This window comes from Enemella evansiae (assembly GCF_002250705.1).
Lineage (GTDB): Bacteria > Actinomycetota > Actinomycetes > Propionibacteriales > Propionibacteriaceae > Enemella > Enemella evansiae.
Map to the genome: position 1 here is coordinate 1 of NZ_NMVP01000011.1, position 26,852 is coordinate 26,852.

27 protein-coding genes and 1 other RNA gene are annotated in these 26,852 nt (G+C 68.7%); 17 read left to right on the plus strand and 11 right to left on the minus strand.

The window, feature by feature from the left end; all coding sequences use genetic code 11:
• A partial coding sequence (infB, locus tag BI335_RS08320; RefSeq protein WP_094430246.1) for a translation initiation factor IF-2 occupies window positions 1-2,348 on the plus strand: 2,348 nt, incomplete at its 5' end.
• An 80-nt stretch (window positions 2,349-2,428) separates the two neighbouring features.
• Here infB and BI335_RS08325 read toward each other — a convergent pair.
• The 4 genes from BI335_RS08325 to BI335_RS08340 form a co-directional block, all read right to left on the minus strand.
• Entirely contained in the window at window positions 2,429-3,418 is a 990-nt protein-coding gene (locus tag BI335_RS08325) for an alpha/beta hydrolase (RefSeq protein WP_094430248.1), read from the minus strand.
• Window positions 3,419-3,521: 103 nt separating this feature from the next.
• A complete protein-coding gene (locus tag BI335_RS08330) occupies window positions 3,522-3,701 on the minus strand; it encodes a PspC domain-containing protein (RefSeq protein ID WP_094430250.1) in 180 nt (59 codons plus the stop codon).
• Between the two features lie 371 nt (window positions 3,702-4,072).
• Complete coding sequence (locus BI335_RS08335; RefSeq protein ID WP_094430252.1) at window positions 4,073-4,558, minus strand: DinB family protein; 486 nt, start codon at window positions 4,556-4,558, stop codon at window positions 4,073-4,075.
• Window positions 4,555-5,238 carry a DUF998 domain-containing protein gene (locus BI335_RS08340; RefSeq protein ID WP_172421790.1) on the minus strand — a complete coding sequence of 228 codons (684 nt, stop codon included), beginning with the start codon at window positions 5,236-5,238 and terminating at the stop codon, window positions 4,555-4,557. Before BI335_RS08340 ends, BI335_RS08335 begins: the two co-directional genes overlap by 4 nt.
• 92 nt (window positions 5,239-5,330) lie before the next feature.
• Between BI335_RS08340 and rbfA the strand changes: the two genes are divergently transcribed.
• From rbfA to BI335_RS08355, 3 genes are all read left to right on the plus strand, one after another.
• Window positions 5,331-5,783 (plus strand): 30S ribosome-binding factor RbfA, encoded by a 453-nt coding sequence (gene rbfA, locus BI335_RS08345; protein ID WP_094430256.1) that lies wholly within the window; start codon window positions 5,331-5,333, stop codon window positions 5,781-5,783.
• Window positions 5,780-6,661: a tRNA pseudouridine(55) synthase TruB gene (gene truB, locus BI335_RS08350; protein ID WP_094430258.1), complete on the plus strand. Its 882-nt coding sequence runs from the start codon at window positions 5,780-5,782 to the stop codon at window positions 6,659-6,661. The genes rbfA and truB overlap by 4 nt, the downstream gene beginning before the upstream one ends.
• 121 nt (window positions 6,662-6,782) lie before the next feature.
• Window positions 6,783-7,109: an excalibur calcium-binding domain-containing protein gene (locus BI335_RS08355; RefSeq protein ID WP_094430260.1), complete on the plus strand. Its 327-nt coding sequence runs from the start codon at window positions 6,783-6,785 to the stop codon at window positions 7,107-7,109.
• A gap of 81 nt (window positions 7,110-7,190) precedes the next feature.
• Here BI335_RS08355 and BI335_RS08360 read toward each other — a convergent pair whose 3' ends face one another.
• Window positions 7,191-10,244: a glycoside hydrolase family 70 protein gene (locus BI335_RS08360; RefSeq protein ID WP_172421791.1), complete on the minus strand. Its 3,054-nt coding sequence runs from the start codon at window positions 10,242-10,244 to the stop codon at window positions 7,191-7,193.
• Between the two features lie 204 nt (window positions 10,245-10,448).
• Here BI335_RS08360 and BI335_RS08365 point away from each other — a divergent pair, with 204 nt between their 5' ends.
• Window positions 10,449-11,369: a bifunctional riboflavin kinase/FAD synthetase gene (locus BI335_RS08365; protein WP_094430264.1), complete on the plus strand. Its 921-nt coding sequence runs from the start codon at window positions 10,449-10,451 to the stop codon at window positions 11,367-11,369.
• Between the two features lie 139 nt (window positions 11,370-11,508).
• Here BI335_RS08365 and BI335_RS08370 read toward each other — a convergent pair whose 3' ends face one another.
• Window positions 11,509-11,820, minus strand: coding sequence for an AzlD domain-containing protein (locus BI335_RS08370; RefSeq protein ID WP_094430266.1), 312 nt, complete (start codon window positions 11,818-11,820; stop codon window positions 11,509-11,511).
• A complete protein-coding gene (locus BI335_RS08375; RefSeq protein ID WP_229119502.1) occupies window positions 11,817-12,554 on the minus strand; it encodes an AzlC family ABC transporter permease in 738 nt (245 codons plus the stop codon). Before BI335_RS08375 ends, BI335_RS08370 begins: the two co-directional genes overlap by 4 nt.
• A 91-nt stretch (window positions 12,555-12,645) precedes the next feature.
• Here BI335_RS08375 and BI335_RS08380 point away from each other — a divergent pair, with 91 nt between their 5' ends.
• The 6 genes from BI335_RS08380 to smpB all read left to right on the plus strand — a co-directional run bounded on the left by BI335_RS08380 (window position 12,646) and on the right by smpB (window position 18,237).
• Complete coding sequence (locus BI335_RS08380) at window positions 12,646-13,194, plus strand: helix-turn-helix domain-containing protein (RefSeq protein ID WP_094430268.1); 549 nt, start codon at window positions 12,646-12,648, stop codon at window positions 13,192-13,194.
• Between the two features lie 11 nt (window positions 13,195-13,205).
• On the plus strand, window positions 13,206-14,327 hold the full coding sequence (gene prfB, locus BI335_RS08385) for a peptide chain release factor 2 (protein WP_094430270.1): 1,122 nt from the start codon (window positions 13,206-13,208) through the stop codon (window positions 14,325-14,327).
• Window positions 14,328-14,484: 157 nt separating this feature from the next.
• A complete protein-coding gene (gene ftsE / locus BI335_RS08390; protein WP_094430272.1) occupies window positions 14,485-15,171 on the plus strand; it encodes a cell division ATP-binding protein FtsE in 687 nt (228 codons plus the stop codon).
• 54 nt (window positions 15,172-15,225) lie between these two features.
• A complete protein-coding gene (gene ftsX / locus BI335_RS08395; protein WP_094355514.1) occupies window positions 15,226-16,128 on the plus strand; it encodes a permease-like cell division protein FtsX in 903 nt (300 codons plus the stop codon).
• Between the two features lie 41 nt (window positions 16,129-16,169).
• Window positions 16,170-17,666, plus strand: a complete 1,497-nt coding sequence (locus BI335_RS08400) for a M23 family metallopeptidase (protein ID WP_094430274.1) — start codon at window positions 16,170-16,172, stop codon at window positions 17,664-17,666.
• Window positions 17,667-17,763: 97 nt separating this feature from the next.
• Window positions 17,764-18,237 carry an SsrA-binding protein SmpB gene (gene smpB / locus BI335_RS08405; protein WP_094405288.1) on the plus strand — a complete coding sequence of 158 codons (474 nt, stop codon included), beginning with the start codon at window positions 17,764-17,766 and terminating at the stop codon, window positions 18,235-18,237.
• A 10-nt stretch (window positions 18,238-18,247) separates the two neighbouring features.
• Here the strand turns inward: smpB and BI335_RS08410 are convergent, their stop codons facing one another.
• Entirely contained in the window at window positions 18,248-18,772 is a 525-nt protein-coding gene (locus tag BI335_RS08410) for a hypothetical protein (protein ID WP_094430277.1), read from the minus strand.
• A complete protein-coding gene (locus BI335_RS08415; protein WP_144009089.1) occupies window positions 18,747-19,025 on the minus strand; it encodes a hypothetical protein in 279 nt (92 codons plus the stop codon). The genes BI335_RS08410 and BI335_RS08415 overlap by 26 nt, the downstream gene beginning before the upstream one ends.
• 139 nt (window positions 19,026-19,164) lie before the next feature.
• On the opposite strand from BI335_RS08415, the gene BI335_RS08420 reads away from it, so the two are divergent.
• On the plus strand, window positions 19,165-21,087 hold the full coding sequence (locus BI335_RS08420; protein WP_144009090.1) for a DUF2207 domain-containing protein: 1,923 nt from the start codon (window positions 19,165-19,167) through the stop codon (window positions 21,085-21,087).
• Window positions 21,088-21,097: 10 nt separating this feature from the next.
• On the opposite strand, the gene mhpA is transcribed toward BI335_RS08420, so the two are convergent.
• Both mhpA and BI335_RS08430 read right to left on the minus strand, forming a co-directional pair.
• The gene (mhpA, locus tag BI335_RS08425; RefSeq protein ID WP_172421792.1) at window positions 21,098-22,705 is read right to left on the minus strand and encodes a bifunctional 3-(3-hydroxy-phenyl)propionate/3-hydroxycinnamic acid hydroxylase MhpA; all 1,608 of its coding nucleotides are present in this window, start codon (window positions 22,703-22,705) and stop codon (window positions 21,098-21,100) included.
• A 168-nt stretch (window positions 22,706-22,873) separates the two neighbouring features.
• Window positions 22,874-23,248: an FKBP-type peptidyl-prolyl cis-trans isomerase gene (locus BI335_RS08430; protein WP_094355509.1), complete on the minus strand. Its 375-nt coding sequence runs from the start codon at window positions 23,246-23,248 to the stop codon at window positions 22,874-22,876.
• Between the two features lie 101 nt (window positions 23,249-23,349).
• On the opposite strand from BI335_RS08430, the gene BI335_RS08435 reads away from it, so the two are divergent.
• The 5 genes from BI335_RS08435 (at window position 23,350) to BI335_RS08455 (ending at window position 26,766) form a co-directional block, all read left to right on the plus strand.
• The gene (locus BI335_RS08435) at window positions 23,350-24,054 is read left to right on the plus strand and encodes a DUF1707 and DUF4870 domain-containing protein (RefSeq protein ID WP_094430286.1); all 705 of its coding nucleotides are present in this window, start codon (window positions 23,350-23,352) and stop codon (window positions 24,052-24,054) included.
• Between the two features lie 92 nt (window positions 24,055-24,146).
• Complete coding sequence (locus BI335_RS08440; RefSeq protein ID WP_172421793.1) at window positions 24,147-24,779, plus strand: DUF1707 and DUF4870 domain-containing protein; 633 nt, start codon at window positions 24,147-24,149, stop codon at window positions 24,777-24,779.
• 58 nt (window positions 24,780-24,837) lie between these two features.
• Window positions 24,838-25,206, plus strand: a transfer-messenger RNA (tmRNA) gene (gene ssrA, locus BI335_RS08445).
• Between the two features lie 92 nt (window positions 25,207-25,298).
• Complete coding sequence (locus BI335_RS08450; RefSeq protein WP_094430290.1) at window positions 25,299-26,075, plus strand: DODA-type extradiol aromatic ring-opening family dioxygenase; 777 nt, start codon at window positions 25,299-25,301, stop codon at window positions 26,073-26,075.
• A 136-nt stretch (window positions 26,076-26,211) separates the two neighbouring features.
• The gene (locus BI335_RS08455; protein ID WP_094430292.1) at window positions 26,212-26,766 is read left to right on the plus strand and encodes a YqgE/AlgH family protein; all 555 of its coding nucleotides are present in this window, start codon (window positions 26,212-26,214) and stop codon (window positions 26,764-26,766) included.
• The last annotated feature ends 86 nt before the right edge of the window (window positions 26,767-26,852 follow it).

Sequence of the window (26,852 nt, forward strand, 5' to 3'; positions counted from 1 at the left end):
CGCCGCGTCCCGGTTCGACCGGCGGGCTGCCCGGTGGCGCCCGGCCGCGTCCGGGTGCCCCGCGCCCGGGCAACAACCCGTTCTCGTCCTCGCAGGGGATGGGTACCCAGAGCCGGCGTCCGCGTCCGGACGGTGCCCGTCCCGGTAGCGGCGAGAACCGTGGTGGCGCCCGTCCCGGTGCCCCGCGTGGTGGCGACGCCGGGCGTGCCGGGCCACGTCCGGGTGCCCTGTCGGGCATGCCGCGGCCGAACCCGGCGATGATGCCCAAGCAGAGCTCCAACCAGCTCGGTGCCGCCCCCGGTCGTGGTGGCGGCCGTGGCGGCGGTCCGGGTCGGGGACGTCCCGGTGGCGGTGGCCCCGGTCGTGGCGGCCCGATGGGCGGTCCGCCCGGGGGCGGTCGCGGTCGCGGTGGTCGCGGCGGCGCCGGTACCCAGGGTGCGTTCGGTCGTGGCGGGCAGTCCCGCCGGGGCCGCAAGTCGAAGCGGCAGAAGCGCCAAGAGTTCGACCAGATGGAAGCGCCGACGATCGGTGGCGTACGCATCCGGCAGGGCGACGGGCAGACCGTCCGGCTGCGCCGCGGTGCCTCGCTGACCGATCTCGCCGAGAAGATCAACGTCGACGCCGCCCAGCTGGTGCAGGTGCTCTTCGGCATGGGCGAGATGGTGACCGCCACCCAGTCGGTCAACGACGAGACGCTGCAGCTGCTCGGCGCGGAGCTGAACTACAACATCACCGTGGTCTCGCCCGAGGACGAGGACCGCGAGCTGTTGGAGCGCTTCGACCTGGAGTTCGGTGAGGACGAGGGTGATGAGTCCGATCTCGCCGCCCGGCCGCCGGTGGTGACCGTGATGGGTCACGTCGACCACGGTAAGACCAAGCTGTTGGACGCGCTGCGCAAGTCCAACGTGGTGGCCAAGGAGGCCGGTGGCATCACCCAGTCCATCGGCGCCTACCAGGTCGCGACCGAGGTCGACGGCACCGAGCGGGCGATCACCTTCATCGACACCCCGGGTCACGAGGCGTTCACCCAGATGCGTGCCCGTGGCGCCAAGTCCACCGACATCGCGGTGCTCGTGGTGGCCGCCGATGACGGTGTGATGCCGCAGACCATCGAGGCGCTGAACCACGCCACGGCGGCCGAGGTGCCGGTCGTGGTCGCGGTGAACAAGGTCGACAAGGAAACGGCCGATCCGGCCAAGGTCCGCGGCCAGCTCACCGAATACGGTCTGGTGCCCGAGGAGTACGGCGGCGAGACGATGTTCGTCGACGTGTCGGCGACCACCGGCCAGGGCCTGGACGAGCTGCTGGAAGCGGTCGTGCTGACCGCCGACGCCGCCCTCGACCTGCGCGCGAACCCGAGCATGGACGCCCAGGGTGTGGCCATCGAGGCGCACCTGGACAAGGGCCGCGGCCCGGTGGCGACCGTGCTGGTGCAGCGCGGTACGCTGAAGGTCGGCGACTCGATCGTCGCCGGTCCGGCCCACGGCCGCGTCCGGGCGCTGGTCAACGACCTCGGCGACAGCGTCGAGGAGGCGCCGCCGTCGATGCCGGTCCAGGTGCTCGGTCTGACCTCGGTTCCGGGTGCCGGTGACTCCTTCCTGGTGGTCGCCGACGATCGGACCGCGCGGCAGATCGCGGACCAGCGGGAGTCCCGTCGACGGGCCGCCGCGCAGGCCGCGGGCGCCCGCCGCAAGACCCTCGACCAGCTGTTCGAGCAGTTGGAGAAGGGCGAGACCCAGGAGCTGCTGCTCATCCTCAAGGGCGATTCCGCCGGTTCGGTGGAGGCCCTGGAGGAGGCGCTGTCCAAGATCGACGTGGGCGACGAGGTGTCGCTGCGCGTGATCGACCGCGGTGTCGGTGCCATCACCGAGACCAACGTGTCGCTGGCGGCGGCTTCGGGTGCGGTGATCATCGGCTACAACGTCCGGACCCAGGGCAAGGCCACCGAGCAGGCGGATCGCGAGAACGTCGACATCCGCTACTACTCGGTGATCTACGCCGCGATTGACGAGATCGAGGCCGCGCTGAAGGGCATGCTGAAGCCGATCTACGAGGAGGCGGCCCTCGGTACCGCCGAGATCCGCGAGATCTTCCGCTCCTCCAAGATCGGTACGATCGCGGGCTGCATGGTGCAGACCGGGCTCATCCGACGCAATGCCAAGGCGCGTCTGCTCCGCGACGGCGTGGTGGTCACCGAGACCACCATCAACTCGCTGCGCCGGGAGAAGGACGACGTCACCGAGGTCCGCGAGGGCTTCGAGTGCGGTATCACGCTCGCCAACTACTCCGACATCCGGGTCGAGGACATCATCGAGACCTACGAGATGCGGGAGAAGGCGCGCGACTGATCGGCTGAGGCGTACGCCGTAACGCGACGATCCCGCGTACCCGCCCTGTTGCAGGGGTCGGGTACGCGGGATCGCTGCGTTCAGCGGACGTTCATCGCGTCCAGCAGCATCGGCAGGGAGGCACGGAGTTCGCGCTCCCAGTAGGCCCATTTGTGCTGGCCGGGGCCGTAGAAGTTGGTGGTCAGGTTCTTCGCGCCGAGGTCGCGGAGCCGGGCCGCCAGGGCCTCGTTCTGGCGGGCGAAATCGGCCTCCAGCGCGTCGTAGCTGCCCGGCCGGTCGTAAGGTCCCGGTTGGCCGTTGCCGACCGAGAGATAGACCGGGATCGATTTCAGGTGCTGCGGGATGTAGTACGGGTCGTGCGCCTCCCAGATGTCGCGTTGGGCGACGGGGTCGCCCCAGACGTTGGTCGGGTCGTTGCCGTCGTGGGCGAAGAAGCCCATCAGCCGGTCGGTGGATTCCTTGGACAGCAGGGGATGCACCGATCCGGAGTACGCCGCGGCGGCGCGGAACATCCCCGGGTGCCGGGCGGCGTACAGCAATGCGCCCTGGCCGCCCATCGACAGGCCGGCGACGGTGCGATTCGGTGAGCCGCCGAACTGCTTCTCCAGGAGTTGGCGGAGTTCGACGGTGTGGAAGGTCTCCCAGTTGTCGCCGGTGTTGCTGCCCTGGTTCCACCAGTCGGAGTACCAGCCGTTCCAGCCGGCCTCCGGCATCACCACCAGCACCTTGCGGAGTTCGGGGAAGTTCTCCACGTCGGTGGCCTTGGTCCAGCTGGTGTAGTCACCGCAGCAGCCGTGCAGCAGCCACAGGGTCGGCCAGTGCTGCGAGCGGTCGTCGGGATTCCAGCCGTCGGGGGTGAGCAGGCGTACCTTCACCTGCCGGCCGCCGAGCGCGGCGGAGCGGACGGTCAGGTCGACCTGCCGGTCGGCGACCGGGGTGACGGCGATGAGTTCGGCGCCCCGCGGTGCGGGGTTCGCCTGGGCCGGTGTGGCACCGGCGGGGGCCAGCGTGGGCGCGAACAGGGCGACCAGCGTGACCAGCAGGGTGAGGAGGGTGCGCCGAGTGGTCATACCACACTCAACCACTCCGTCGTGGGTTCGGGAAGGGCCGGAACACAGCGATCCCGCGCACCCCGGGGCGGGTACGCGGGATCGCTGCGTTGCGGGAGAGGGGTCAGTCGTTGGGGAGGATGATCCACAGCGCCAGGTAGATCAGGAACTGCGGGCCGGGGAGCAGGCAGCTGAGCACGAAGATCAGCCGGACGGTGTTGGCGCTGATGCCGAACCGGCGGCCCAGTCCGGCGCAGACGCCGGCGATCACCCGGTTGTGGCGAGGACGGGCGAGCGAGCTCATGAGATGCCTTTCGTTGTTGGTGATGAGTCCACGATGCCCGGACGGTGGGGTCGCATGCCAGCCCGTTCGGGCGTGTTCAGGGATGCCCCAGGGGATGCCGCGATCCCTTCTCAGGGACCCCCGGATGCCGCCTCCGGTTCACCCTCAGGGATGCCCCGCCAACCGATACCTGTTTGATGCCCGGGACGGGTCAAGCTTTCGCTTGATCCACCGAAGGCAGCAAGCTTTTCCTTGATTCGCAGAGGGGATCAAGCTTTTCCCTGATCCAGCTGGGGCATCAAGCTTTTTCTTGATGCGTCGGGGGTATCAGCGATTTCCTTGATGCATTCCGAGGGTCAAGGGTGCATCGGGCCGAGGGGATCCGGGGAGGGTCAGCGACGGGCCTGGAGTTGCTCGCGGAGGATGTCGGCGTGGCCGGCGTGGCGGGCGTACTCGCGGATCAGGTGCAGCAGGATCCAGCGCACGCTGACCTCACCGTGCCGGGCCTCGACGACCTGATCCAGCTCCACCTCCGCGATGCGCTGGCGGGAGCGTTCGCAGGCCGCGCGGAAGTCGGCGAGCGCGCCGGCCAGGTTGTCGGTGTCGGACAGCGTGAACGACTCGTCGACGGTCTCCGGCAGGCCGATCTCGGCGCGGGTGCGCCCGGCGATCCGGGTCTCGAACCAGACCTGCTCCACGAACGTCGCGTGCTTGAGCAGGCCGAGCACGGTGGTCAGCGAGGGCACCAGCGAGGCGCGGGCCTCCTCCTCGGTCAGGTCGCCGGCGAGCCGCTCGATCTGCAGCCGCTGGTCCTCCACGAAGCCGAGCAGGCTGGCGCGTTCGTCGGCGGTGCGCACCGCCAGGTCGGGGTCGGTCATGTCGGCAGGGTAGCGGGGTCCGCGGGCTCGGTGGTGGGTTGCAGCCGCCACAGCGCGAGTCCGGTGAGGAATTGCCACGCGAAGAAGGGGTAGACCGCGCCCCGCTCCCAGACCCCGTCGGGCAGCAGTGCATGGGCGACCAGCAGGCCGGCGCTGACCAGACCCAGCGCACCGAGCACCGGCCCCAGCCAGCGCCGCCGCCCGAGCGTACCCAGTGACCACGCGGACACGATCGCGACCAGGTTCCCACCGGCGATCGCCGCCAGCGCGCCGAGGGCGCGGAACATCATCAGCCCGTTGGCGATATTGGCCGAGGATCCCGGCACCAGTCCCACCAGGGTGATCCCGACCGTGTGCCCCGCGGCCAGCACCAGCAGCGCCACCCGGGCCAGCCCCGGGCGCAGCAGCGGTACCAGCAGCAGCGTCCCGACGAAGAACAGCAACCCGGTGCCGACGAAGCCGGCATTCATCACCGCGTGCAGCGGTGAGTTCACCGTGCGGCCCTGCACGGTGCCGATCTCCGGCACCCCGAGGTCGCTGATGTAGAAGCGGGCATAGCTGTAACCCGGGAAGGCGGAGGCGGCGATCGCCTCGCAGAGTACGTACCAGAGTGGGGCGGTGATCCAGAGCAGCCCCGCGGTGCGGGCGGTCGGACTCGTCAGGACAGCGGGGTGGTTCATCGCGGGCGTCATCTCCTGGCATCGGGTGGGCAGGCGACGCTGGCTGTGATTGCGAATCTATCCCGCCCCCGGATCTGGAATGATGGGGGGCTATGAGCAACCCCCGCGTGCAGAAGCTTGCCGATCAGATCAAGGTGATCACCGCGCAGATGTTGGAGCGGCGGATCAAGGACCCGCGCCTGGGCTTCGTCACGGTGACCGATGTCCGGCTCACCGGCGACTCGCGGGAGGCGACGATCTTCTACACCGTGCTCGGCGAGCAGGCCGATCTGGCCTCCTCGCAGGTCGCGCTCGACTCGGCCAAGGGACTGATCCGCTCCACCATCGGCAAGCAGCTCGGGCTGCGGTTCGCGCCCTCGCTCACGTTCGTGGCCGATGCGATGCCGGAGAACGCCCGGCACATCGAGGAGCTGTTGGCCAGCACCCGCGATCATGACGCCGAGCTGGCCCAGCGCGCGGCCGGGGCGCAGTACGCGGGCGAGGCCGATCCCTACCGGCACCCCGACGATGAGACCGACCCGGATGAGGCCGACGACCGGCGGTGAACACCGGTGAATCCGGCCTGGTCGTCGTCGACAAGCCCCAGGGGTGGACCTCCCACCAGATCGTCGGCCGGTGCCGACGCCTGCTCGGTACCCGCAAGGTCGGTCATGCCGGCACCCTCGACCCGATGGCGACCGGGGTCCTGCTGGTCGGGGTCAATCGGGCCACCCGGTTGCTCGGCCACCTGATGCTCACCGAGAAGGAGTACACCGCGACGATCCGGCTCGGTGAATCCACCGTGACCGACGACGCCGAGGGCGACACGATCGAGCGGCGCGGCTGCGGCAAACTCGATGAATCCCTGCTGGACAAGGCGATGCAGCCGTTCCGCGGGGACATCCTGCAGGTGCCGACCAAGGTGTCGGCGATCAAGATCGACGGCAAGCGATCGTACGCCCGGGTGCGGGCGGGCGAGGACGTCGAGCTGACGGCCCGCCCGGTGACGGTCTTCGAATTCTCCTTGCTGGGCAGCGATCCCGCCGAGGTGGAGGGTACGCCGGTACTGGATCTGCGGGTCCGGGTGCGCTGCTCCTCCGGCACCTACATCCGGGCGCTGGCGCGGGATCTGGGGGCCGCGCTGGGGTGCGGCGGCCACCTGACCGTGCTGCGGCGTACCCGGGTCGGGCCGTTCGGCCTGGACCGGGCCCAGCCGGTCGACAACGACACCGAGCGGCTCACCCTGATCGGCATCGACGAGGTGGCCGCCGAATGCTTCCCGACGCTGGCGGTCGACGAGGCGATGGCGCGCGCGATCTCCTATGGACAACGGCTTCCGGGCGTACAGCTCGGCGCGCTCACCGCCATGCTGCACGAGGGCCGATTCCTCGCCCTGTACGCCCCGGACGGCCCCGACGCGAAGGCCGAGGCCGTCTTCTCCTGAACGGCCGCAAACTTCACCTGCGGTCAGTTTTCCGAAAGCCCGGACAGCCCCGGAAGTGCGGCTTAGCGTGAGGAGGGACACCCCCGTCCGTCAGGGGTGTCCCGACCCCAAGGAGCACCCCATGAAGAACCGCACCATCGCCACCCTCGCCGCGGCCGCCCTGCTCGGCTCCGGCCTGCTGATCCCGACCACCGTCGCCCAGGCCGCCCCGCCGAAGAGCTGCAGCGACACCATGCGCCGCGACATCCCCGCCGGAGACCCCGACTACGCCCCCAGGCTCGACCGTGACAAGGACGGCTACGCCTGCGAGACCGCCGACTTCGGCCCCGGTGAGAGCGCGTCCACCCCGACCAAGAGCGCGACGAAGTCGAGCACCGCCAAGCCGACCAGGAGCTCCAGCAGCACCACCAAGTCCAGCTCCGGCGGCCTGGCGAAGACCGGCGTCTGATCCGCCCCGACACGGTCCGGCCCCGGCGTCCGCAAACCGACGCCGGGGCCGAACTGTCTGCGGGGGCATCCCCCGTTCGGTTCAGAACCAGGATCTGGCCCCGTCGCGCAGGTTCCAGGTGATCCGGCCGCGCTGGTAGTACTGCACGCACCCACCCGCATCGCACTGCTCGTTGCTCACCGGGTAGCCGAGCGGCCCGTTCTCCCAGCCACGGGCGGCGTACTCGTCGCGGATCGCGCCCTTGACGACCCACGAACCACTGGCCGGTGACCAGTAGATGCTGCCGTACTGGAAATGCTGCCCACAGCCGCCGTCGCGGAGCCCGCAGAACTCGTTGACCTGCGGGTAGCCGATGCCGTTCTCCCAACCCTGGTTGGCGTACGCCTGCTCGATGGCGCCGAGCACCACCCGGGAGTCGGTCGCCCGCGACCAGTAGATCAGCCCACCCTGGAAGCGTTGCACGCAGCCGCCGTCGCGCAGCCCGCAGAACTCCTCCTGCAGCGGATAGCCGAGCTTGCTGTTCTCCCAGCCGAGGTCGGCGTAGGCGGCGAGGATACGGCCCTGCACCGCGTGCGCGTCGGTGGCCGGGGACCACAGGATCAGGCCGTTCTGGAAGCGTTGCCCGCAGCCACCGTCGCGCAGGCCGCAGAACTCATCGGAGGTCGGATAACCGTAGAAGCCGCCCTCCCAGCCGAGCTGGCCCCACTTGTCCCGGATCCGGCCGCGGACGAACTGGGCGCCGGTGCTCGGTGACCAGTAGATGGATGCCCGCTCGAAGGTCTGGAAGCAGCCGCCACCGACCAGGTAGCAGTTCTCCGGGCTGGTCGGTGCGCCGACGATTCCCTTCACCTGTTGCCATTTCGCGTCGATCGCGCCATGGGTGGCGATCACCGCGGTGTTGTCGACCGGCGCCCACACCCCCAGGTATCCCGACACCTCCGGGGTGTTCGCCGAACCCTTGACCGGCACGGTGAGGAAGCCCTGTCCGTCGGTGATCAGCGTCTGGGTGTTCTTGTCGGTGACGTCGCGGTACGCCTGGTTGGCGTGGTCGCGTCCGCCCATGTCGATCCGGATCGTCTTGTCCACGCTCGGATTGGTGCTGATCACCGTCGCCAACCCGGACTCGCGACCCATGCCGAGCCGCACGCTGGCCGCGGTGTCGGTGCCGAAGTCGTACGCCTTCTGTTCACCCTTGGCGTAGGTCTTGCGCGCCTTCAGCAGCGCGTCGATCTCATCGAAGTAGGGCGTCTTCTCCGCCATGTACGCACCGTCGGTGCGGTACAGGTCGCCGTAGAAGACCGTCGGTGTGGTCGCCTTGTTGGTGAGGATGATCGCGTACTGCGCCGGCACGTTCTTCGGCGAGATCTGCTTCTGGCTGCTCGGCTTGGCCAGGTCGGCGTTCCACTCCGAGATCGCCTGCTGTTCGGCCGCCTTGTTGTAGGAGACGTTCAGCGACTTGCACTTCAGCGGTCCGCCGCTGCAGCCGCCCTCGCGCATCCCCAGGTCCTTGAGCAGCTGGGCGTTGATCCAGTTCTTCTCCTGGTCGTGGTTGGAGACGAAGGACCAGTTCGGCCGATAGTCCCCGCCGGGGGACATCCGGTTGCCGGCCTTGTTGGCGTCGGAGAACTTCCAGACATTGCCCAGCGGCTGGCTCGCCCTGTTCACCGAGTCCTGCATGGTGAAGAAGAGCGTCGCATCGTAGGCGAGCTGGCGATTGCCGCTTCCGTCCAGATAGCCCCGCTGCCCGCCGTCGTAGGTCTCCAGATAGTTCAGGTATTGACTGGTGTCGTTGCCGAACTTCTTCGCGGTCTCCTCGGCGACCATGTCCAGGATCTTGGTGGGGTAGTGCGCGGCGGCGTCGACGCGGAAGCCGTCGAAGTCGTAGTTGTTCAGCAGGAACTGCATCCAGTTGCGCTGCTCGGCCTGCACGTCCGCCCGGGCATTGTCGAAATCGTTGCCGACAAGAAATTCCTGGGATCTGGGTAGACCTTGGTTGATCTGGTCGTGCCCGGCGAAGCGGATCTGGTCGGGCCAGTCGATGCCGGTGACCGAGTTGTCGACCGTCGGTTCCTCGCCCCAGTAGTTGTACTTCGTGCCGGGCAGCGCATCCGGGTTCTTGGCGTAATCCTGGGACTGGTCGATGAACGCGTCCCGGCAGTCCCAGATCGACTTGCTGCCCGACCCGGTACGGACCGCGGCGTCGTCGGGGAAGCCGCAGCTGGACTTCGCGTACTTCACGAAATCCGGGTCGTTGATCAGGTAGGGCCGCCAGTTGTCGCCCTCGATCTGGTAGGCATCGCGCGAGGACAGGTAACCGTCGACGGTGTTGTGACCCTTGCTGAGATCCAGCCAGCCGGGCACGTTGTTGTCGGCGGCATTCGGCTGGTCCACCCGATAGGGCTTGCCGTTGGCATCCTTGAGGGTGTCGCCGTAGCCGATCTGCTGCAGCGAGGTGCCGTTCCAGTGATCGGCGTTGAATTCCTTGATCAGGCCGTACTTCGCCTGACCCGGGCCGCCGCCCTTGGTGTAGGCGAGGTAGATCTGGTTGACGAAGTCGGTCGGCCGGCCGTCGGCGATGTAGCGATTGCCGTTCTGGTCGGTGCGGGTCGCGGTGACCGCCTCCCGGCCGGTCAGGCCCATCATCTGGTTCGGTACCAGGTCCACCTGGCCCTTCAGGTTCGCGCCGTGCAGGCTGGTCATCAGCGACTTCAGCTCACCGGCGGTGCCGTACTTGGTCGGGTCGGGTCTGCCGTCCTTGTCGAGGTCGAACTCGCCGAGGTCGTAGCGGTCGGCGACGGCGTACCCCTCCTGATAGCGCGACATCCCGAAGGAGCGGTACGCCGGGGGCAGCCAGACGTCGGTGATGCCCCACTTGTTGAGTTGGGCGGTCCTGGTGCCGAGCGTGCGGTACATGTCGGCGCTCTCGGGCTGGAACAGCGAGAAGGACTGGAAGATCACCCGGTCGTCGTAGCTGGTGAAGTCGGCGCGGGGGGCGGCGGTCTTGCGGGTGGTGGGTGTCGGGGTCGGGGCGGCCGACGCGGGCGTGGCCAGGCCGGTGAGGACCAGTCCGAGCGCGACACCGGCCGCGGTGAGGGATGAGGTGAGGGATGGGGTGGGCGGGCACAACCGTTTCATGAGATCTCCCTGGGGGCGGGACACGGGGCATGTCCCCGGGGACATCTTCGACCACCGAGGCCCCCGGCCCCCGGCCATCGGAGCAATGGTTGCCATTTCGTGACCGTTCGTCGGGAACTCTCCGGGCCGCGGTCGTGCGCGCTCGGTCGTGCCCCGGGTCGCTAGCATCGATCCGGAGCATTCGGGCGGCAGTGAGGATCGGACGTGGAGGACGAGGCGAGTGTCGTCGTCATCGGCAACTTCGACGGCGTACACCAGGGGCACCGGGCGGTCCTGCAGGCCGCCCGGCGGCTGGAGCCGGGGGCGCGGCTGGTCGCCGTGACCTTCTGGCCGCACCCGATGTCGGTCGTCCGCCCCGGCCAGGAACCGCTGCTGCTCTGCGACCTGGCGCACCGGATGGCGATGCTGCGCGAGGCCGGCGCCGATCAGGTGGAGGTGATCCGGTTCAGCCGCGAACTGATGTCGACCACCCCGGAGGAGTTCGTGAAGCAGCGGCTGCTGCCGCTGCGCCCGGCCCGGGTGGTCGTCGGCCGCAACTTCCGCTTCGGGCACAAGGCCGCCGGCACCGTGGACACCCTGACCGAGATCGGCCGTGACCCGGACCACGGCTTCGAGGTGAGCGTGCTGGAGCTGCTGGACACCGAGCACCACACCACCAGTTCCACCGAGGTACGCCGGCTGCTCGCCGAGGGCGACGTAGCGGCCGCGGCCCAGCACCTGGGCCGCCCGTTCGGGTTCAGCGGGGAGGTCGTGGTGGGCCACCAGCGCGGCCGAGAGCTCGGCTTCCCGACCGCGAATCTCCCGGTGCCCAAGGGGTTCCAGGCCCCGGCCGATGGGGTGTACGCGGGCTGGCTGCGGCGTACCGACGTCCCGGACGCACCCGCCTGGCCGGCCGCCATCTCGGTCGGTACCAATCCCACCTTCGACGACGTCCCGGAGACGGTGGTGGAGGCGTACGTGCTGGATCGCGACGATCTGGAACTCTACGGCGTACCGGTGCGCGTCGACTTCGTGCAGCGGCTGCGTGGCAACGTGAAGTTCGAGGGCATCCCGCAGTTGATCGACCAGATCAGCGCCGACGTCGAGCAGACCCGCGAGGTGCTCAACGTCGGCGAGCGTCGGTAGCGCGCCCCCGCTCTGGAAGAGCACCAAGGAGAAATCCACGCGTTACCGGGTCTCGCCGTCGTCGATCCCGCGAGGATTTCGACGACTGCGATGAAGAGCGGGGATTGGGCGCGCGGGCGCGAGCCGACAGAAGAGAGCGTCAACCCCAGCCCAGAAGCCTGACGCCGGCGGCGGCCGCCGCGCCGAGGATGACCACCAGCAGGTACGGCGCGCGGAGCGCGAAGGCGATGATCGCCACCACCAGCGCCGCGACCCGGGCGTCCAGGCGCAGCTGTTGGCCGTCGGCGAAGGTGTTCATGGTGACCAGCGAGGCCAGCAGCCCGATCGTCATCACCCCGGCGACCCGGGTGATCTTCGGCGACTCCAGCCGCTCGGCCGGGATCAGATAGCCGGAACCCTTGATCGCGAAGGCGATCGCGCAGGCGCCGAGCACCCACCACCACATCGTCATCGTGAGGCACCCCCGACCTCGAAGTCGGGTTCCATGCCCTCATCGGCCGGGCCCCGGCCGAACCAGCCGACCAGGCCGGCGACCGCGGCGGCGACCAGGATCGGTACGCCCGGGGGCAGGAACGGCACGCAGACCGCGGTGACCACCGCGCAGAGCACCGCCACCGCGACCGGCTCGCGGCCCTTCAGCCGCGGCCAGAGCAGGCCGACGAACGCGGCCACCGCGGCGCCGTCCAGCCCCCACTGTTTCGGGTCACCCATCGCATTGCCGGCCAGGGCGCCGATCAGCGTGAAGGCGTTCCAGAGCAGGAAGACACCGATCCCGGCGGTCCAGAAGCCCCGGGCCTGCTCGGTGCGGCCCTGCTGACCGAGGGCGGTCGCGGTGGACTCGTCGATGGTCAGCTGCGCGGCGAGCGGCCGGCGCCAACCGCGCGGGGCCAGGGCGGCATTGATCTGCATCCCGTAGACCCCATTGCGGATGCCGAGCAGGCTGGCCGCGCCGAGCGCCGACAACCCGGTACCGCCGCCGGCCAGCACGCCGATGAACGCGAACTGCGAACCGCCGGTGAACATCAGCAGGCTGAGCGCCTGGGTCTGCCAGACGTTCAGCCCGGCGGCCACCGACAGCGCGCCGAAGGAGGCGCCGTAGAGACCGACGGCGATCGCGATCGAGACACCGGCGCGGAAGCCGGGAGAGCGGCGCAGCGGCTGCGCGGACATGATCACCTGTTCCATCGCTCGTGTTCTCTATGGCGGACGAATGTTCTACAGTCTGAACGTCGAACCTAGTGTTCGTCAAGAAGAACGATCGACTGATGGAGCGAACATGTCGGATGCGGTCCGGGCGGTGGCGGCCAATCTGCAACGCGAGCGCGCCCGGGCGGGCTGGTCGATCAGCGAACTCGGCCGCCGCGCCAATGTCGCCAAGTCCACCCTGTCCCAGCTCGAGGCGGGCAGCGGCAACCCGAGCGTGGAGACGCTCTGGGCGCTGGCGACCGCGCTCGGCATCCCGTTCGCCCGGCTGGTCGAACCGGCGACCAGCCGGGTCACCGTGGTCCGCGCGGGCGAGGGGCAGGCGTACGCCTCAGGGGCCGGCGGCTATCTGGCGACGCTGCTCGCCACCGCCGCCCAGGACAGCCGCTGCGATCTCTACCGGCTCGAGGTCGCCGAGGGTGCCCGGCGCGAATCCGACCCGCATCCGCAGGGCACCGTCGAGCACCTGTTGTTGTGCAGCGGGTCGGCGCTGATCGGCCCGGCCGACGCCCCGGTGCTGCTCGGGCCGGGGGACTTCATCAGCTACCGCGGGGATGCCCCGCACGTCTTCGAGGGGCGGCCCGGGGGCGCGCTCGCCATGCTGGTCAGCGAGCAGCGGTAGGCTTGTGCGCTGTGGCAGTTGACTTCGCATCCTCCCTGGCGACCCTCGATCACTCGCTGAGTTCGATCGAGAAGGTCGTCGACCCCGATTCCAAGGCCGAGGAGATCGCCGACCTGGAGCGGCAGGTCGCCGCCCCCGACCTGTGGGACGACCAGGAGAACGCCCAGCGGGTCACCTCGCGGCTGTCCCACCTGCAGAACGAACTGAACCGGGTCTCCGCGCTGCGCGCCCGACTCGACGACCTCGGCGTACTGGTCGAACTCGGTACCGAGGAGAACGACGCCGATTCGCTGGCCGAGGCCGAACGCGAGCTCGGCAAGCTGACCAAGGACATCGAGGCGCTCGAGGTGCGCACCCTGCTGTCGGGGGAGTACGACGAGCGGGAGGCCGTGGTCACCATCCGCGCCGAGGCCGGCGGGGTGGACGCCTCGGACTTCGCCGAGAAGCTGCTGCGGATGTACCTGCGCTGGGCGGAGCGGCACGGTTACCCGACCGAGGTCTACGACATCTCCTACGCCGAAGAGGCCGGCATCAAGTCGGCCACCTTCACCGTCAAGGCCCCCTTCGCGTACGGCACGCTGTCGGTCGAGCAGGGCACCCACCGGCTGGTGCGGATCTCGCCCTTCGACAACCAGGGCCGCCGGCAGACCTCCTTCGCCGGCGTCGACGTGCTGCCGGTCACCGAGGAGGCCGACCACATCGACATCCCCGAGGCCGACCTGCGGATCGATGTGTTCCGCTCCTCCGGCCCCGGCGGGCAGTCGGTGAACACCACCGACTCCGCGGTCCGGATCACCCACCTGCCGACCGGTGTCGTGGTCTCCTGCCAGAACGAGAAGTCCCAGCTGCAGAACAAGGTCGCCGCGATGCGGGTGCTGCAGTCTCGGCTGCTGGAGAAGGCCCGCGAGGAGCGCGAGGCCGAGCTGAACGCGCTGAAGTCCGAGGGCGCCGGCTCCTGGGGTGCGCAGATGCGCTCCTATGTGCTGCATCCCTATCAGATGGTGAAGGACCTGCGTACCGAACAGGAGACCGGCAACACCGACGCGGTCTTCGACGGCGAGATCGACCCGTTCATCGATGCCGGCATCCGCTGGCGCAAGCGCACCGAGACCGAGGCCGAGGCGAACGCATAGGCCCAGCGGGGAGGCCTGATTCACAGGCGCCACGCGCCTGAAGATCCCAAGAAAATCTTTGTCGGATCCTAAACTCGCTGGCGGCCGTTCCCCTGCGCAGCCCGTTGCGGGGCGTGCCCGAAAGGGCATGTAGTCGACCGCGGCCGGAGCAGATGCCGTGATCCGATTCGAGAACGTCTCCAAGACCTACGAGGGCCAGCGGCGCGCCGCCCTGAAGAATGTCGACGTCGAGATCGACAAGGGCGAGTTCGTCTTTCTCGTCGGCGCCTCCGGGTCCGGCAAGTCGACGTTCATGCGGCTGATCCTGCGCGAGTACCGGCCCAGCACCGGCCGGATCTGGGTGGCCGGCAAGGACCTGTCCCGGCTGCCCGGGTGGAAGATCCCGAAACTGCGCCGCCAGATCGGCACCGTCTTCCAGGACTTCCGGCTGCTGCCCGGCAAGACCGTCAACGAGAACGTCGCCTTCGCCCTGCAGGTGATCGGCAAGCCGAGCGGGGTGATCCGCCGCGCGGTGCCCGAGACCCTGGAACTGGTCGGGCTGGGCAACAAGGGTGACCGGCTGCCGGAGGAGCTCTCCGGCGGCGAGCAGCAGCGGGTGGCGATCGCCCGCGCATTCGTGAACCGGCCCAAGATCCTGATCGCCGACGAGCCGACCGGCAACCTCGACCCCAACACCAGCGTGGGGATCATGAAGCTGCTGGACCGGATCAACCGCTCCGACACCACCGTGGTGATGGCCACCCACGACTCGACGATCGTCGACCAGATGCGCAAGCGGGTGATCGAGCTCGACGACGGCGAGGTCGTCCGGGACCAGAGCAAGGGGGTGTACGGCTACCAGTGAGCACCAGGACCGACACCACCCCGCACGCCGTGAGCCACCAAGAGGAAAGCTGAGATGCGCCACACCTTCGCCGAGACCTGGTCCGGGCTCCGCCGCAACCTGACGATGACGATCGCGGTGATCGTCACCATGTGGGTCTCCCTGTCGCTGTTCGGGGCCGGGCTGCTGGCCAATCAGCAGGTCGACCTGATGAAGGGCCGCTGGTACGACAAGATCGAGATCTCGGTCTTCCTCTGCACCAAGGACACCCGCGGCGACAACTGCGACCCCGGCCAGGAGGTGACCCAGCCCCAGAAGGACCAGATCCAGCAGACGCTGCAGGCCAATCCCGAGGTCGCCGAGGTCTTCTTCGAGTCCAAGCCGATGGCCTTCGAGGAGTTCCGCAAGGCCTATGAGGGCAGCCCGATCCAGGACTCGCTGACCGTCGACCAGATGCAGGAGTCCTTCCGGGTCAAGCTGAAGAACCCCGAGCAGTACCAGGGCGTGGTGTCGGCGGTCGCCGGGCTGCCGGGGGTGCAGGCGGTGCAGGACCTGCACAAGGTGCTCGACCGATTGTTCCAGTGGCTCGGGCTGCTGCAGTGGGGGACGATCATCGCCTCCGGGCTGTTGCTGCTGGCGGCGGCCCTGCAGATCGGCAACACGATCCGGATGGCCGCCTTCGCCCGCAGACGCGAGATAGGGATCATGCGGCTGGTCGGTGCCAGCAACCTCTACATCATGCTCCCGTTCCTGCTCGAATCGCTGATCGCGGGCATCATCGGAGCGGGTCTTGCTTGCGCAACATTGGCCGCAGGCGTTTACTTCATCATCATCAGAAAAGCTGAAGTCTTGATCGAGGCTTCACCCTGGATTGGCTGGCCACAAGCGGGTCTGGCGATGGCAGGGGTTGCCATAGTGGGAATTCTGCTGTCCATAATTCCCACGCTCATCGCCACCCGGCGGTACCTGAGAGTTTGACCTGACCGGGCGGTACGCCCACAACCGATTGGGGACCAGCAGTGACACGGGATCTTCCCCCCGCCTTCGATGGCGGACCCGTCGACCGCGGCACCACCACCGCCCGCCGATCGCGGAGCGCGTGCGCTCGCGGCGTACGCCTCGGCGTCAGCGCCCTGGCGGTCGCGGCCCTCGGGTTCAGCACGCTGCTGCCCACCGCGTACGCCGATGACCCCTTGAACGATCAGCGCGACCGGGTCAACCAGCAGATCACCAGCACCAGCGGCCAGGTCAGCGAATCGAGCCGGGCACTGAGCGACGCCACCGCCCGCCTGGTCCAGTCCCAGCAGCAGCTGACCGATGCCCGCAACCAGCTCGCCGACACCCAGCGCCAGCTCGGTGCGGCGAAGAAGGCCGACGAGGACTCCGCCAAGCGGCTCTCCCAGGCCCAGGACGAGCTGGAGAAGGCCAAGGCCGCGGTGGCCGAGGGGCAGCGCAACGTCGACGCCCAGCAGGTCGAGGTCGGCCAGGTGGCGCGGACCCAGTACCAGCAGCGCACCGGCTTGGTCGGCATCGGGATGCTGGTCTCCGGCGAGGACACCGGTGACGTCTCCAACCGGGTGCAGTGGTCGACAACGGTGTTCGACTCGACCCAGGCCGAGATGGACAAGCTCAAGGAGATCCAGACCCAGCTCACCGCCGCCAAGGACAAGCAGGACGGCATCGAGAAGCAGATGGCGCAGGAGCGGGCCGCTGCCGCGACCAACCTGAGCCAGATCACCCAGCTGGAGTCCACCGCGCGGCAGCAGGAGCAGGCCGTGGCCGCGCTGGTCACCAGCAACGGCGAGGCCGAGACCGCGGCCCGCAACCAGCTCGCCGCCGACCAGCAGCAGCTCGAGGGCCTGAACGCCGAGCGGGCCCAGGTCGAGCAGCGGATCGCCGAGCGGATCGTGCAGCAGAAGGCCGAGGAGGCGCGCAAGGCGGAGGAGGCCCGCAAGGCCCGCGAGGCCGCTGCCGCCAAGGCCCGTGCCGATGCCGCCGCCGCGAAGGCACGCGCCGACGCCGCGGCCGCCCAGGCGAAGTCGGCCCCGAAGGCCGCAGCCGCGCCCAAGGCCGGTGCCGCCGCGGCCCCGGTGCAGAACGCCACCGCGCAGACCGCCGGCAGCGGATTCATCTACCCGACCGACACCACGATCACCTCGGCGTTCGGGATGCGACTGCACCCGATCACCAAGATCTACAAGCTGCACGACGGCACCGACTTCGCCGCCCAGTGCAACGCCCCGCTGCGGGCCCCGGCCGATGGTGTGGTCACCGAGAAGTACTTCAACTCCGCCTACGGCAACCGGTTGATGATCGACCACGGCAAGGTCGGCGGCAAGTTCGTCACCACCGGCTACAACCACGCGAACTCCTACACCGTGAGCGTGGGGCAGCGGGTCACCAAGGGCCAGATCATCGGGTACGCCGGCACCACCGGCCTGTCGACCGGCTGCCACCTGCACCTGATGACCTGGATGGATGGCGAGCTGAGCAACCCCGGGGTCCTCTTCAACTGAGCCGGCGCGCGGGCCCGCTGCGGAAATGCCGCGCGGCTGGGGCGTACCTCTTGGTAGGCTGGGGCGGTTGTCCACGGCGAGTGTGAAGGGGAGTGCGATGGCCAAGAAGCAGACCGGTCGGTCCATGGTCGCCCAGAACAAGAAGGCCCGCCACGACTACAACATCCACGACACCTTCGAGGCCGGGATGGTGCTCACCGGGACCGAGGTGAAGTCGCTGCGTCAGGGCCGGGCGTCGCTGGTCGACGCGTTCGCCACCATCGACGACGGGGAGGTCTGGCTGCGCCAGGCACACATCCCCGAATACAGCCACGGCACCTGGACCAACCACACCGCCCGCCGGACCCGCAAGCTGCTGCTGCACCGCCGCGAGATCGACCGGCTGGAACGCAAGCTGAGCGACGCCGGCAGCACCCTGGTCCCGTTGGCGATCTATTTCAACGACGGGTACGCCAAGGTCGAGATCGCGCTCGCCAGCGGCAAGCGTGAGTATGACAAGCGGCAGACGCTGCGCCGCCGGGACGCCGACCGCGAGGCCGAGCGCGCCCTGGCCGACCGGCAGCGCCGCTGACGCGCGCAGGTCAGTCGAATAACCACCGGCCGGTCTGGCCGATGGTCGCACGGAAGAGCACGAACCGCCCGAGCGGATGCGCGGCGCGCCAGTCCTCGAGCTCGCGGTCCACGTAGGTGACTTCCAAGGAGAGGTGGGTGGCGCCGTGGCTCGGGTTCTCGCGGATCGCTGGCATCGCGCTGGCACCCAGGAGCCGCTCCATCGCCTCCGGTGGTCGCGACGATTCGAGGGCGCGACCCTCAGCCCAACTCATGGACTCGCCCGGATGTGGGGGCGTGCCGACATAGCTGGGTTCTTCCTGGTTCTGGGCGAAGGCAGCGCTCGATACGGTGAACTGGTGACCGTCCCATGATCCGGCGACATCCAGTCGACGCCCCGTGAGCGCCAACTCGTGGGCCTGGTCGGGGACGTTCACCGGGACTTTGACCAGGTAGGAGCACGGGGTCGTCTTCCGCGGAACGAACAGATCCTGGCGCAGGTCGATCCAACCGCGCCCATGCCAGACCTGCTCATCCCCAGCTGCCGACACCGCCACCACCACCTCCTTCCTTCCTCGTGATGTAAAGCACCCAATAGATTGCGTACTCGCGCGCGCAGACGCCATCATAGAAGCGTCCAGAGGATTCGAGATTCAGCCGAGCGTTCTCGCACGAACCGAACGTGCCATACATCGCGTAGTGGATCCTGGTGTCGGCCTGTGCCGGCGTGGCCACGAGGCCGATCGAGCCGATCGCGAGCGAAATCACGAGTGCGATCCGAAGCAACACTTTGGGGAATGAGATGCGCACGGGCCCCTCCTGGGGTGAGTTGGATCTGGAACCTTCATGAGGAAAGTCTCATACAGGCTTCGCAGGCACAAGGGCAATTTGGGAGTGGTCCCTCGAAACCGGTAGGAATGAGTACCACGGACGATGAGGGGGACGCCCAGTGCAAGCGACACGACGGCCACGAATCTCCAGGCTGCCGGCCGCGGCGCTGATGCTCTTGCTCGGCGCCCTGCTCGTCCTCGCCCCGGGTGCGCCCCAGCTGGCACCACTGGCCCATGCCGCGCCCGGGGATTCGATCTCCGAGTTCGACATCAGCTACACCGTCAACACCGACGGCTCGGTGAGCGCGACCGAGACGATCACCTACAACTTCGCCGGCTCCAACCGGCACGGCATCTACCGCCAACTCGTCTCCCGGGAGCCCTACGGCAATGACGAGCAGGACGCCGTCTACGACTATTCCGACATCCGGGTGAGCAGCCCCACCGGTGCGAGCGCGAACTACACGACCTCCACCATGGGTGAGGGCAGCCGGAACGAGAAGCTGCAGCTGCAGATCGGCTCGCAGAACCAGACCGTCGACTCCACCGAGACCTATGTGATCAACTACAAGGTCACCGGGGCGATGCGCACCTCGGGCGACTACGACGAGTTCTACTGGGACGCCACCGGCTTCGACTGGGACGCGACGATCGACAACGCCACTGTCAAAGTCGAGGTGCCCGGCGGCGCCCAGGAGGTCTCCTGCTTCACCGGCCCGCCCGGTCGGAACCAGACCACCGAGTGCACCAGCAAGACCATCACCGATCAGGTCGCCGAGTTCAGCCAGAGCGACATCGCCGACGGGTCCGGGCTGACCGTCGGGGTGAAGATCACCCCGGGTCTGGTCGCGAACCCGAATCCGATCCTGGTGCAGAACGCCGACCAGGCGGCCCAGGACAAGCAGACCCGCAACACCATCATCGGCGCGGGCGCCGCGGGGTTGAGCGCGATCTTCGCCCCGCTGCTCGGCTGGCTCTACTGGCGCCGCCGCGGCCGTGACGAGCGCTTCGTCGGCGTACCCCCGGGGACCATTCCGCCGGCCGGCAGCAACGCGCCGGTCGCCCTGCAGCAGGGCAAGGTCACCATTCCGGTGGCGTTCTCACCGCCCCGCATCCCTGTCGGGGAGGCCGGCATGGTCAAGGACGGCGTCGTCGACATCGCCGACACCACCGCCACCCTGATCGACCTGGCCACCCGCGGTGCGCTCACGCTGTCCCCGGAAGGGGAGTCCAGCAAGGTCTATGTGGCCACCCTGCGCGATCCGTCGGTGGCCACCGCCCCGCACGAGGTGGCGATGCTGAACGAACTCTTCGAGGGGCGCCCGCCCGGTGCGGTGGCCTCCCTCGGTGACCGCGGCACCCTGACCGACGCGCACGACGCGACCACCCGCGAGCTGCGCAAACAGGTGCGTGCCCAGGGCTGGTTCACCCAGATGCCCAAGAACATCGCGGTCGGCAAGAAGAGCCGCGTACCCGGCGGGCTGTTCGGGATCCTGATCATGGCCTGGGTGGTGATGGGCAACGCCGTCGTCTGGAGCGTGATCGGCGGGATCTGGCCGTTGCTGCTTGCGGTGATCCCGATCGTCATCACCATGCTCGTGGTGCGCCGGAAGCTGCGCCGCGGTCAGCGCACCGCCGTCGGCCGGGCGGTGACCGATCAGGTCGAGGGCTTCCGGATCTATCTGGCCACCGCCGAGGCGGACCAGCTGAAGTTCGAGGAGGGCGAGGACATCTTCTCCAAGTACCTCCCGTGGGCGATCATCTTCGGCCTCACCGAACGCTGGGCCAAGCTCTGCGGCGAGCTGATCGCCGCCGGCCGGATCCCGAACGTCGCGCCGGGCTGGTACTACGGCGACTTCACCACCTTCAACATCCTCGCGCTGAACAGCACCCTGTCCACCGCGGCCACCCCGATGCCGGCACCGTCCGCCGGCGGGGGCAGCGGCTGGAGCTCGGGCGCCGGCTTCGGCGGCGGGTCGTCCTTCGGCGGCGGCGGATTCTCCGGCGGTGGCGGGGGCGGAGGCGGCGGCGGCAGCTGGTGACGCCGACCGATCAGCGGGCCGCGGACGCTGCCGACACCGGTACGCCGAGCTGCTCGCGTACCCCGGCCAGCATCGCCTCCAACTCCTCGAGCGTGCTCGCGGTGCCGTAGACGTAGTAGTCCGGTCGCACCAGCACCGCTGTCGCGCCGAGCCGGGCGAACCACTGGCTGTAGGTGGCGTCGATGTCGATCACGGTGCGCGGGGAGTCGATCTGGGCCTGGGTGACGTGGAAGGCATGCGCCCGCAGGTCCTCGAGTACGCCGCGGCTCGCGGCCCCCAACTCATCGAGCAGTTCGGGTCGACGCACGAACAGGGTCCATCCGGTACCGATCAGATCATCGGCCATCCCGGTCCGGCCGTCGCGGATGATCCGGCCCTGCACACCCAGCTGGCCGACCTCGGGCGTACTCGGATCCGGTTGCAGGAAACCGTCCGTCAGCCACGGGAAGGGTTCCGGGGGCGGGGCCTCGCCGCTGAGCAGGAACCGATCCCGTTCCTCGGCCTCCTGCTCGTCGGTGACGCAGATGACCTTGCCGAGCTCCACCGAGATGTCGATGATCTTGCGCACGTGCGGGGAACGTTCGCTGGTGTAACCGTCCAGCAGCTCATCGCCGGCGACGCCCCGCAGGATCAGGTCGAGCCGCCAGGCGAGGGCGGTCGCGTCGCGGATGCCGGAACACATCCCCTGGCCCATGAAGGGCGGCATCAGGTGGGCGGCGTCGCCGATCAGCAGCACCCGATCCTTGCGGAAACTCCGCGCCAGCAGGGATCGGAAGGTGTAGACGGTCCTGCGGATGATGTCGAAGCGGTCCGGGCCGACGTCCCACTTCGCCAGCAGTTCGAAGACCTTCTCCTCGGTCGCCATCTCCTCGGGTTTCTCGTCGTCACGCAGCTTGAACTCCCAGCGCAGATGGTTGCGGCCGAGCCAGCGGAACATCGAGGTCGGCCGGGCCGGGTCGCAGACCTGGGCGCCACCCTGGGGCATGTCGACGAACACGTCGGGGTCGTGCGGCCTGATGTCGGTGACCAGCCAGTCATGTTCGAAGCCGAGGTCGTCCATCTCGATGCCGACCGTGCGGCGGGTGAACGATCCCGCCCCGTCCGCGCCGATCAGATACTTCGCGGTGACCACCCGTTCCGGGCCGGCCGCCTGCCAGCTGCCGTCGATCCGCCGGTTCTCGCGGACGTGCACCTCGACGTGGTCGGGATGCTGCACGATCGCGGTCGCCTCCCAGCCGCGGTGCAGGTCGTAACCGCCGATCCTGCCCATCGCCTCGCAGAGCGCGTCCTCCATGTGTGGTTGGTAGATCAGATAGTCCGATTTCCAGCCCGAGGGTGTCGGCGCGTTCCAGTCCAGATGGATCAGCACCTGGCCGTGCTTGTTGAGCATGTCGTAGTCAGGGATCGGGATGGCGAACTTCTCGAACTCATGGGCTGCTCCGACGCCCTGGAAGATCCGCATGATCTCGTGGTCGATGTGTCCCGCGCGCGGCAGCGGATACTGCTCGGGCGAGCGTTCGAAGATGCCCACCGAGTGGTCGTTCTGGGCGAGCAGGGCGGTGCTGATGTGTCCGACCGGACCGAAGCCGATCTGGATGACGTCGTAATCGGTGGTCATGGTGCTCCGTTCTGACATCACGCCGGTGTGATGTCTTCACTGAAGCAGACGACATTCGCAACTGCAATAGATATTCGAAAGTTCACAGGCGAAGAAGCGCCGGCCCGACCCGCAATGGGCCGAACCGGCGCGTTTCGGGCGTACGCCCAGGTGTGGCGGGCGGTCGGGTCAGTTCACCCCGACCAGATCGCAGATGAAGATCAGCGTCTCGCCGGGCTTGATCACGCCACCGGCGCCGCGGTCGCCGTAGGCCTGGTCCGGCGGGATGACCAGCTGGCGGCGGCCGCCGACCTTCATCCCCTGGATGCCCTGGTCCCAACCGGAGATCACCCGGCCACCGCCGAGCGGGAAGCTGAGCGGGGCACCGCGGTTCCAGGACGAGTCGAACTCCTCACCGGTGGAGTAGGCGACGCCGACGTAGTGCACGTGCACCGTGTCGCCGGCCTTCGCCTCGGCGCCGTCACCCTCGCTGAGGTCGGTGATCTGCAGGTCCGCGGGCGGCGGGCCGTCGGGAAAATCCACTTCGGGCTTCTCATTGGTCATGGCTCGAGCCTAGCGATCCGACCGAGGTCGCGGAGGTGTCAGGGGCGCGCCCGGGGGATGACCCATACCGTGGTGGGTAATTGCGACAGAGACTGGTACCCATGAGCACCGAGTTCCCGCAGTACCGCGACTACACGCCGACCGGCAGCAGCCTCTCCAACAGCGCCCCCAACCCCGGTGTCGGCAGCAGCTATGCCAACCCGACGGTGCCCGGGCTCGGGCTGATGGTCACCCCGGCGGAGCGGGAGCGGGCGCAGGGCTTCCTGGCCGAGGCGTACGCCGACGGCCGGCTCACCGAACCCGAGTTCGACCAGCGGCTGGAGCAGGTGCTCACCGCCACCACCCGCCGCGACCTGAACGCCGCCTTCTACGGCCTGGTCCAGGTGCCCTCGGCCACCTCGGCGCTCGGCCTGCACCCGGCGTACCGGCCGACCCTGGTCAACCAGGGCGCCGACGGCCGCACCGGCCGGGCGGCGGCGGCGATCGCACACTTCTCGGTGTTCTTCGCGTGGATCTTCGGGCCGCTGTTCATGTACGCGATCTCCAGCAAGCGGTCGTACGCCCGGCAGCAGGCCGCGAAGGCGTTCAACTACCAGACCATCGCCTCGATCGGCTTCGTCGGCGCGATCGGTGTCAACAGCTTCCTCGGCGAGCGGCTCGACTGGATGGTCGGGATGCTCTGGGTGGCCTGGCTGGTGATCACCCTGATCGGCGGCGTGAAGGCCGCCCATGGCGAGCAGTGGCAGAACCCGCTCACCCGGGTGATCCCGTGGAAGCCGCTCAAGGAGGAGAAGCCGCGGCCCTGAGCCGGTCCGGCAATGGCCCTTATCGTCGACTCAGGGCTGCCCCGGGGGTCTCACCGATGGCGCCTCGGTCGGCCCGGGCGGAGGGTGGAGGCATGAGTGAACCCACCCCCGACGAGGCCCTCGGACTGGCGCTGTTCGTCACCACCGAACAACGGGAGCGCGCCGAGGGCGTGCTCGCCGAGGCGTACGCCGATGGCCGGCTCACCGAGGCCGAGTTCGACCAGCGGCTGGACCAGGTGCTGTCGGCCCGGACGCGACGCGAGCTGAACACCGCCTTCTACGGGCTGATCGAGGCGCCGACGCCGGGGCCGGTGACCCCCGAGGGGCGAGGTCGGGCCATCGCCGCGCTGACGCACCTCTCGGGCCTGGGCACCCTGGTCCTGGGGCCGGCTGCGGTCTTCGCGCTGTCCAGCAAGGGGTCGTATGTCCGGCAGGAGGCGATGAAGGCGTTCTGGTTCCAGTTGGCGGCCATCATCGCCTATCTCACCGTCGCCTGGGCCGATCTCAACCTGGTCGTTCCCGGGTGGGGTCTGCTCGGCGCGGGCGGTCGGAACATCTGGATCGAAGGCACCTTCGGTGTGCTCTGGGTGGTGCTCACCTGGACCGGAGCCATCAACGCGGCCACCGGCAACCGGTGGCGGGAGAACCTGCAGCGCGCGGTCACCGCGACCCGCCAGGCGGTGGATCCGGAGACCCGGATGCAGCCGAAAACCAGCGGCGGCTGATCGACCCGGTCGTGTAGACTGGGACGTCCGGTCCTCAGGGACCGGGGACAACTCAACAGGGGGTGATCGGTTTCGACTTGGGGCGATAGTTCCAGGAGAAGCGGGCCGAGGATCCACGGTTATCTCGTTAACGCTCCGTGGAAACCAATAAGTGCCGATAACAAGCGCACTGACTTCGCTCTCGCTGCCTGAGCAGTGATCGAAGGGTCAGCCCGGACTAGCCTTCGGTCCGGTTCCTGGCCTCATTGAGAAGGCTTGCTCTGCTGACCTTGTTCTGGGGTCAGTAGGGGACTTTCACAGAACTGGGCTCGGCTGCAACCCGCCGTCAGGAGTGCAGGAGCCGAGTAGACCGCGATGACGGATGCGCCCGGAGAAGACCTGAGTTCATCCTTCGAGGACCGGGGTTCGATTCCCCGCACCTCCACGTTCACCCTGCTTGAGTACGCGAGGGCCCGCCGATCCGGCGGGCCCTTCTGCGTGTGCCGGGAATGTGCCCCGCGGCCCGGACGTTCCACCCCCATGAGCCAACCCGTGCTGTTCCTCTCCCATGGCGCCCCGCCGCTGGCCGACGACCCGAGCTGGCCGGGGGAGTTGGCCGCCTGGTCGGCGGAACTGGCGAAGCCGGAGCAGATCCTGATCGTCTCCGCGCACTGGGAGCAGGCGCCGGTGACGGTGTCGGCGAGCCGCAACCGGGTCGAGCTCACCTACGACTTCTGGGGCTTCCCGCAGCACTACTACGACGTCCGCTACGACTCGCCGCTCGCCCCGGAACTGGCCGACCGGGTCGGTGAGCTGCTGGACGGCGAGGTGCGCCACGACGAATCGCGCGGGTTGGACCACGGGGCGTACGTGCCGCTGGTCGAGATGTATCCCGACGCCGACGTCCCGGTGCTGCAGCTGTCCATGCCGACCCTCGCCCCGCAGCAGCTGTTCGACCTCGGCACCCGGTTGGCGCCGCTGCGCGAGGAGGGCACGCTGATCATCGGCTCGGGCTTCACCACCCACAATCTGGCCTGGTTCGATCCGAGCGCGGACGCCGACGCACCGGCGCCTGCGGTGTCGGTCGAGTTCGACCAGTGGGCTGCCGAGGCGATCGCGAAACAGGATGTCGATGCGCTGCTGGACGCCGCCCACCGCGCACCCGGTTTCGAACACGCCCACCCGCGCAGCGAGCACTGGGCGCCGCTGCTGCTCAGTCTGGGCGCCGCGAGCGCCGGTGGTGCCGGGCTGCGCGGCCGGACCACGGTGGGTGGCTTCTGGTTCGGTCTGTCGAAGCGATCCTGGCAACTCGGCTGAGCGGAGCGAGCGCGGGGGTACGGGGGTCGTCCCCCGAGCGATTGCGAGCGGAGCGAGCGCGGGGGTACGGGGGTCGTCCCCCGAGCGATACAGTGCGAAACGTGCAGACCTGTCCGACCCACCCGGGAGTACGCCGGTGAGTGCGATCCGGCCGGGTGACCTGCTGATCTCCCAGGTGACACTGCGCGACGGCGTCTTCGACAGTGCCGTGGTGCTGGTCCTCGACGCCGACGAATCCGGCACCCTCGGCGTGGTGCTGAACCGCTACTCCGAGGTGGACCTCGACCAGGTGCTGCCGGGCTGGTCCGATCAGGTCAGCCCACCGCAGGTGCTCTTCGACGGCGGCCCGGTCTCGCCGAACGGCGCGATCTGCCTGGCCCGGTTGGCGGGCGATGAGGAGCCGCCCGGGTGGCGGCGGGTGTTCGGCGATGTCGGCCTGCTGCACCTGGACACCCCGCTGGAACTGGTCGCCGGGGCGTACCGGGATCTGCGGATCTTCGCCGGGTACGCCGGCTGGCAGGCCGGGCAGTTGGAGGGTGAGCTGCTGCGCGATGGCTGGTTCGTCGCGAAGGCCGAGATCGATGACGTCTTCGGCCCCGACCAGGAGGACCTGTGGCGTCGGGTGCTGCGCCGCCAATCCCTCGATGTGGCGATCTATTCGACCTTCCCCGAGGACCCCGAATGCAACTGACCGGAAGGATCCTCCGTCTGGGCGGCCCGCTGGGCTGCCGCTGAACCAGCAGCGTGTGAGACTGGGGTGACCGAGCGAGAAGGGCA

Excerpts from the sequence above, each read along its gene's own strand:
- BI335_RS08325 (WP_094430248.1), bottom strand. The coding sequence starts at position 3,418 with ATGACCACTCGGCGCACCCTCCTCACCCTGCTGGTCACGCTGGTCGCC.
- BI335_RS08380 (WP_094430268.1), top strand. The coding sequence starts at position 12,646 with ATGTCGGATGCGGTCCGGGCGGTGGCGGCCAATCTGCAACGCGAGCGC.
- BI335_RS08370 (WP_094430266.1), bottom strand. The coding sequence starts at position 11,820 with ATGACGATGTGGTGGTGGGTGCTCGGCGCCTGCGCGATCGCCTTCGCG.
- BI335_RS08435 (WP_094430286.1), top strand. The coding sequence starts at position 23,350 with ATGAGCACCGAGTTCCCGCAGTACCGCGACTACACGCCGACCGGCAGC.
- BI335_RS08340 (WP_172421790.1), bottom strand. The coding sequence starts at position 5,238 with ATGAACCACCCCGCTGTCCTGACGAGTCCGACCGCCCGCACCGCGGGG.
- mhpA (WP_172421792.1), bottom strand. The coding sequence starts at position 22,705 with ATGACCACCGATTACGACGTCATCCAGATCGGCTTCGGTCCGGTCGGA.
- BI335_RS08335 (WP_094430252.1), bottom strand. The coding sequence starts at position 4,558 with ATGACCGACCCCGACCTGGCGGTGCGCACCGCCGACGAACGCGCCAGC.
- BI335_RS08450 (WP_094430290.1), top strand. The coding sequence starts at position 25,299 with ATGAGCCAACCCGTGCTGTTCCTCTCCCATGGCGCCCCGCCGCTGGCC.
- BI335_RS08375 (WP_229119502.1), bottom strand. The coding sequence starts at position 12,554 with ATGGAACAGGTGATCATGTCCGCGCAGCCGCTGCGCCGCTCTCCCGGC.
- rbfA (WP_094430256.1), top strand. The coding sequence starts at position 5,331 with ATGAGCAACCCCCGCGTGCAGAAGCTTGCCGATCAGATCAAGGTGATC.
- ftsX (WP_094355514.1), top strand. The coding sequence starts at position 15,226 with ATGCGCCACACCTTCGCCGAGACCTGGTCCGGGCTCCGCCGCAACCTG.
- BI335_RS08430 (WP_094355509.1), bottom strand. The coding sequence starts at position 23,248 with ATGACCAATGAGAAGCCCGAAGTGGATTTTCCCGACGGCCCGCCGCCC.
- BI335_RS08330 (WP_094430250.1), bottom strand. The coding sequence starts at position 3,701 with ATGAGCTCGCTCGCCCGTCCTCGCCACAACCGGGTGATCGCCGGCGTC.
- BI335_RS08360 (WP_172421791.1), bottom strand. The coding sequence starts at position 10,244 with ATGAAACGGTTGTGCCCGCCCACCCCATCCCTCACCTCATCCCTCACC.
- BI335_RS08440 (WP_172421793.1), top strand. The coding sequence starts at position 24,147 with ATGAGTGAACCCACCCCCGACGAGGCCCTCGGACTGGCGCTGTTCGTC.
- BI335_RS08355 (WP_094430260.1), top strand. The coding sequence starts at position 6,783 with ATGAAGAACCGCACCATCGCCACCCTCGCCGCGGCCGCCCTGCTCGGC.
- smpB (WP_094405288.1), top strand. The coding sequence starts at position 17,764 with ATGGCCAAGAAGCAGACCGGTCGGTCCATGGTCGCCCAGAACAAGAAG.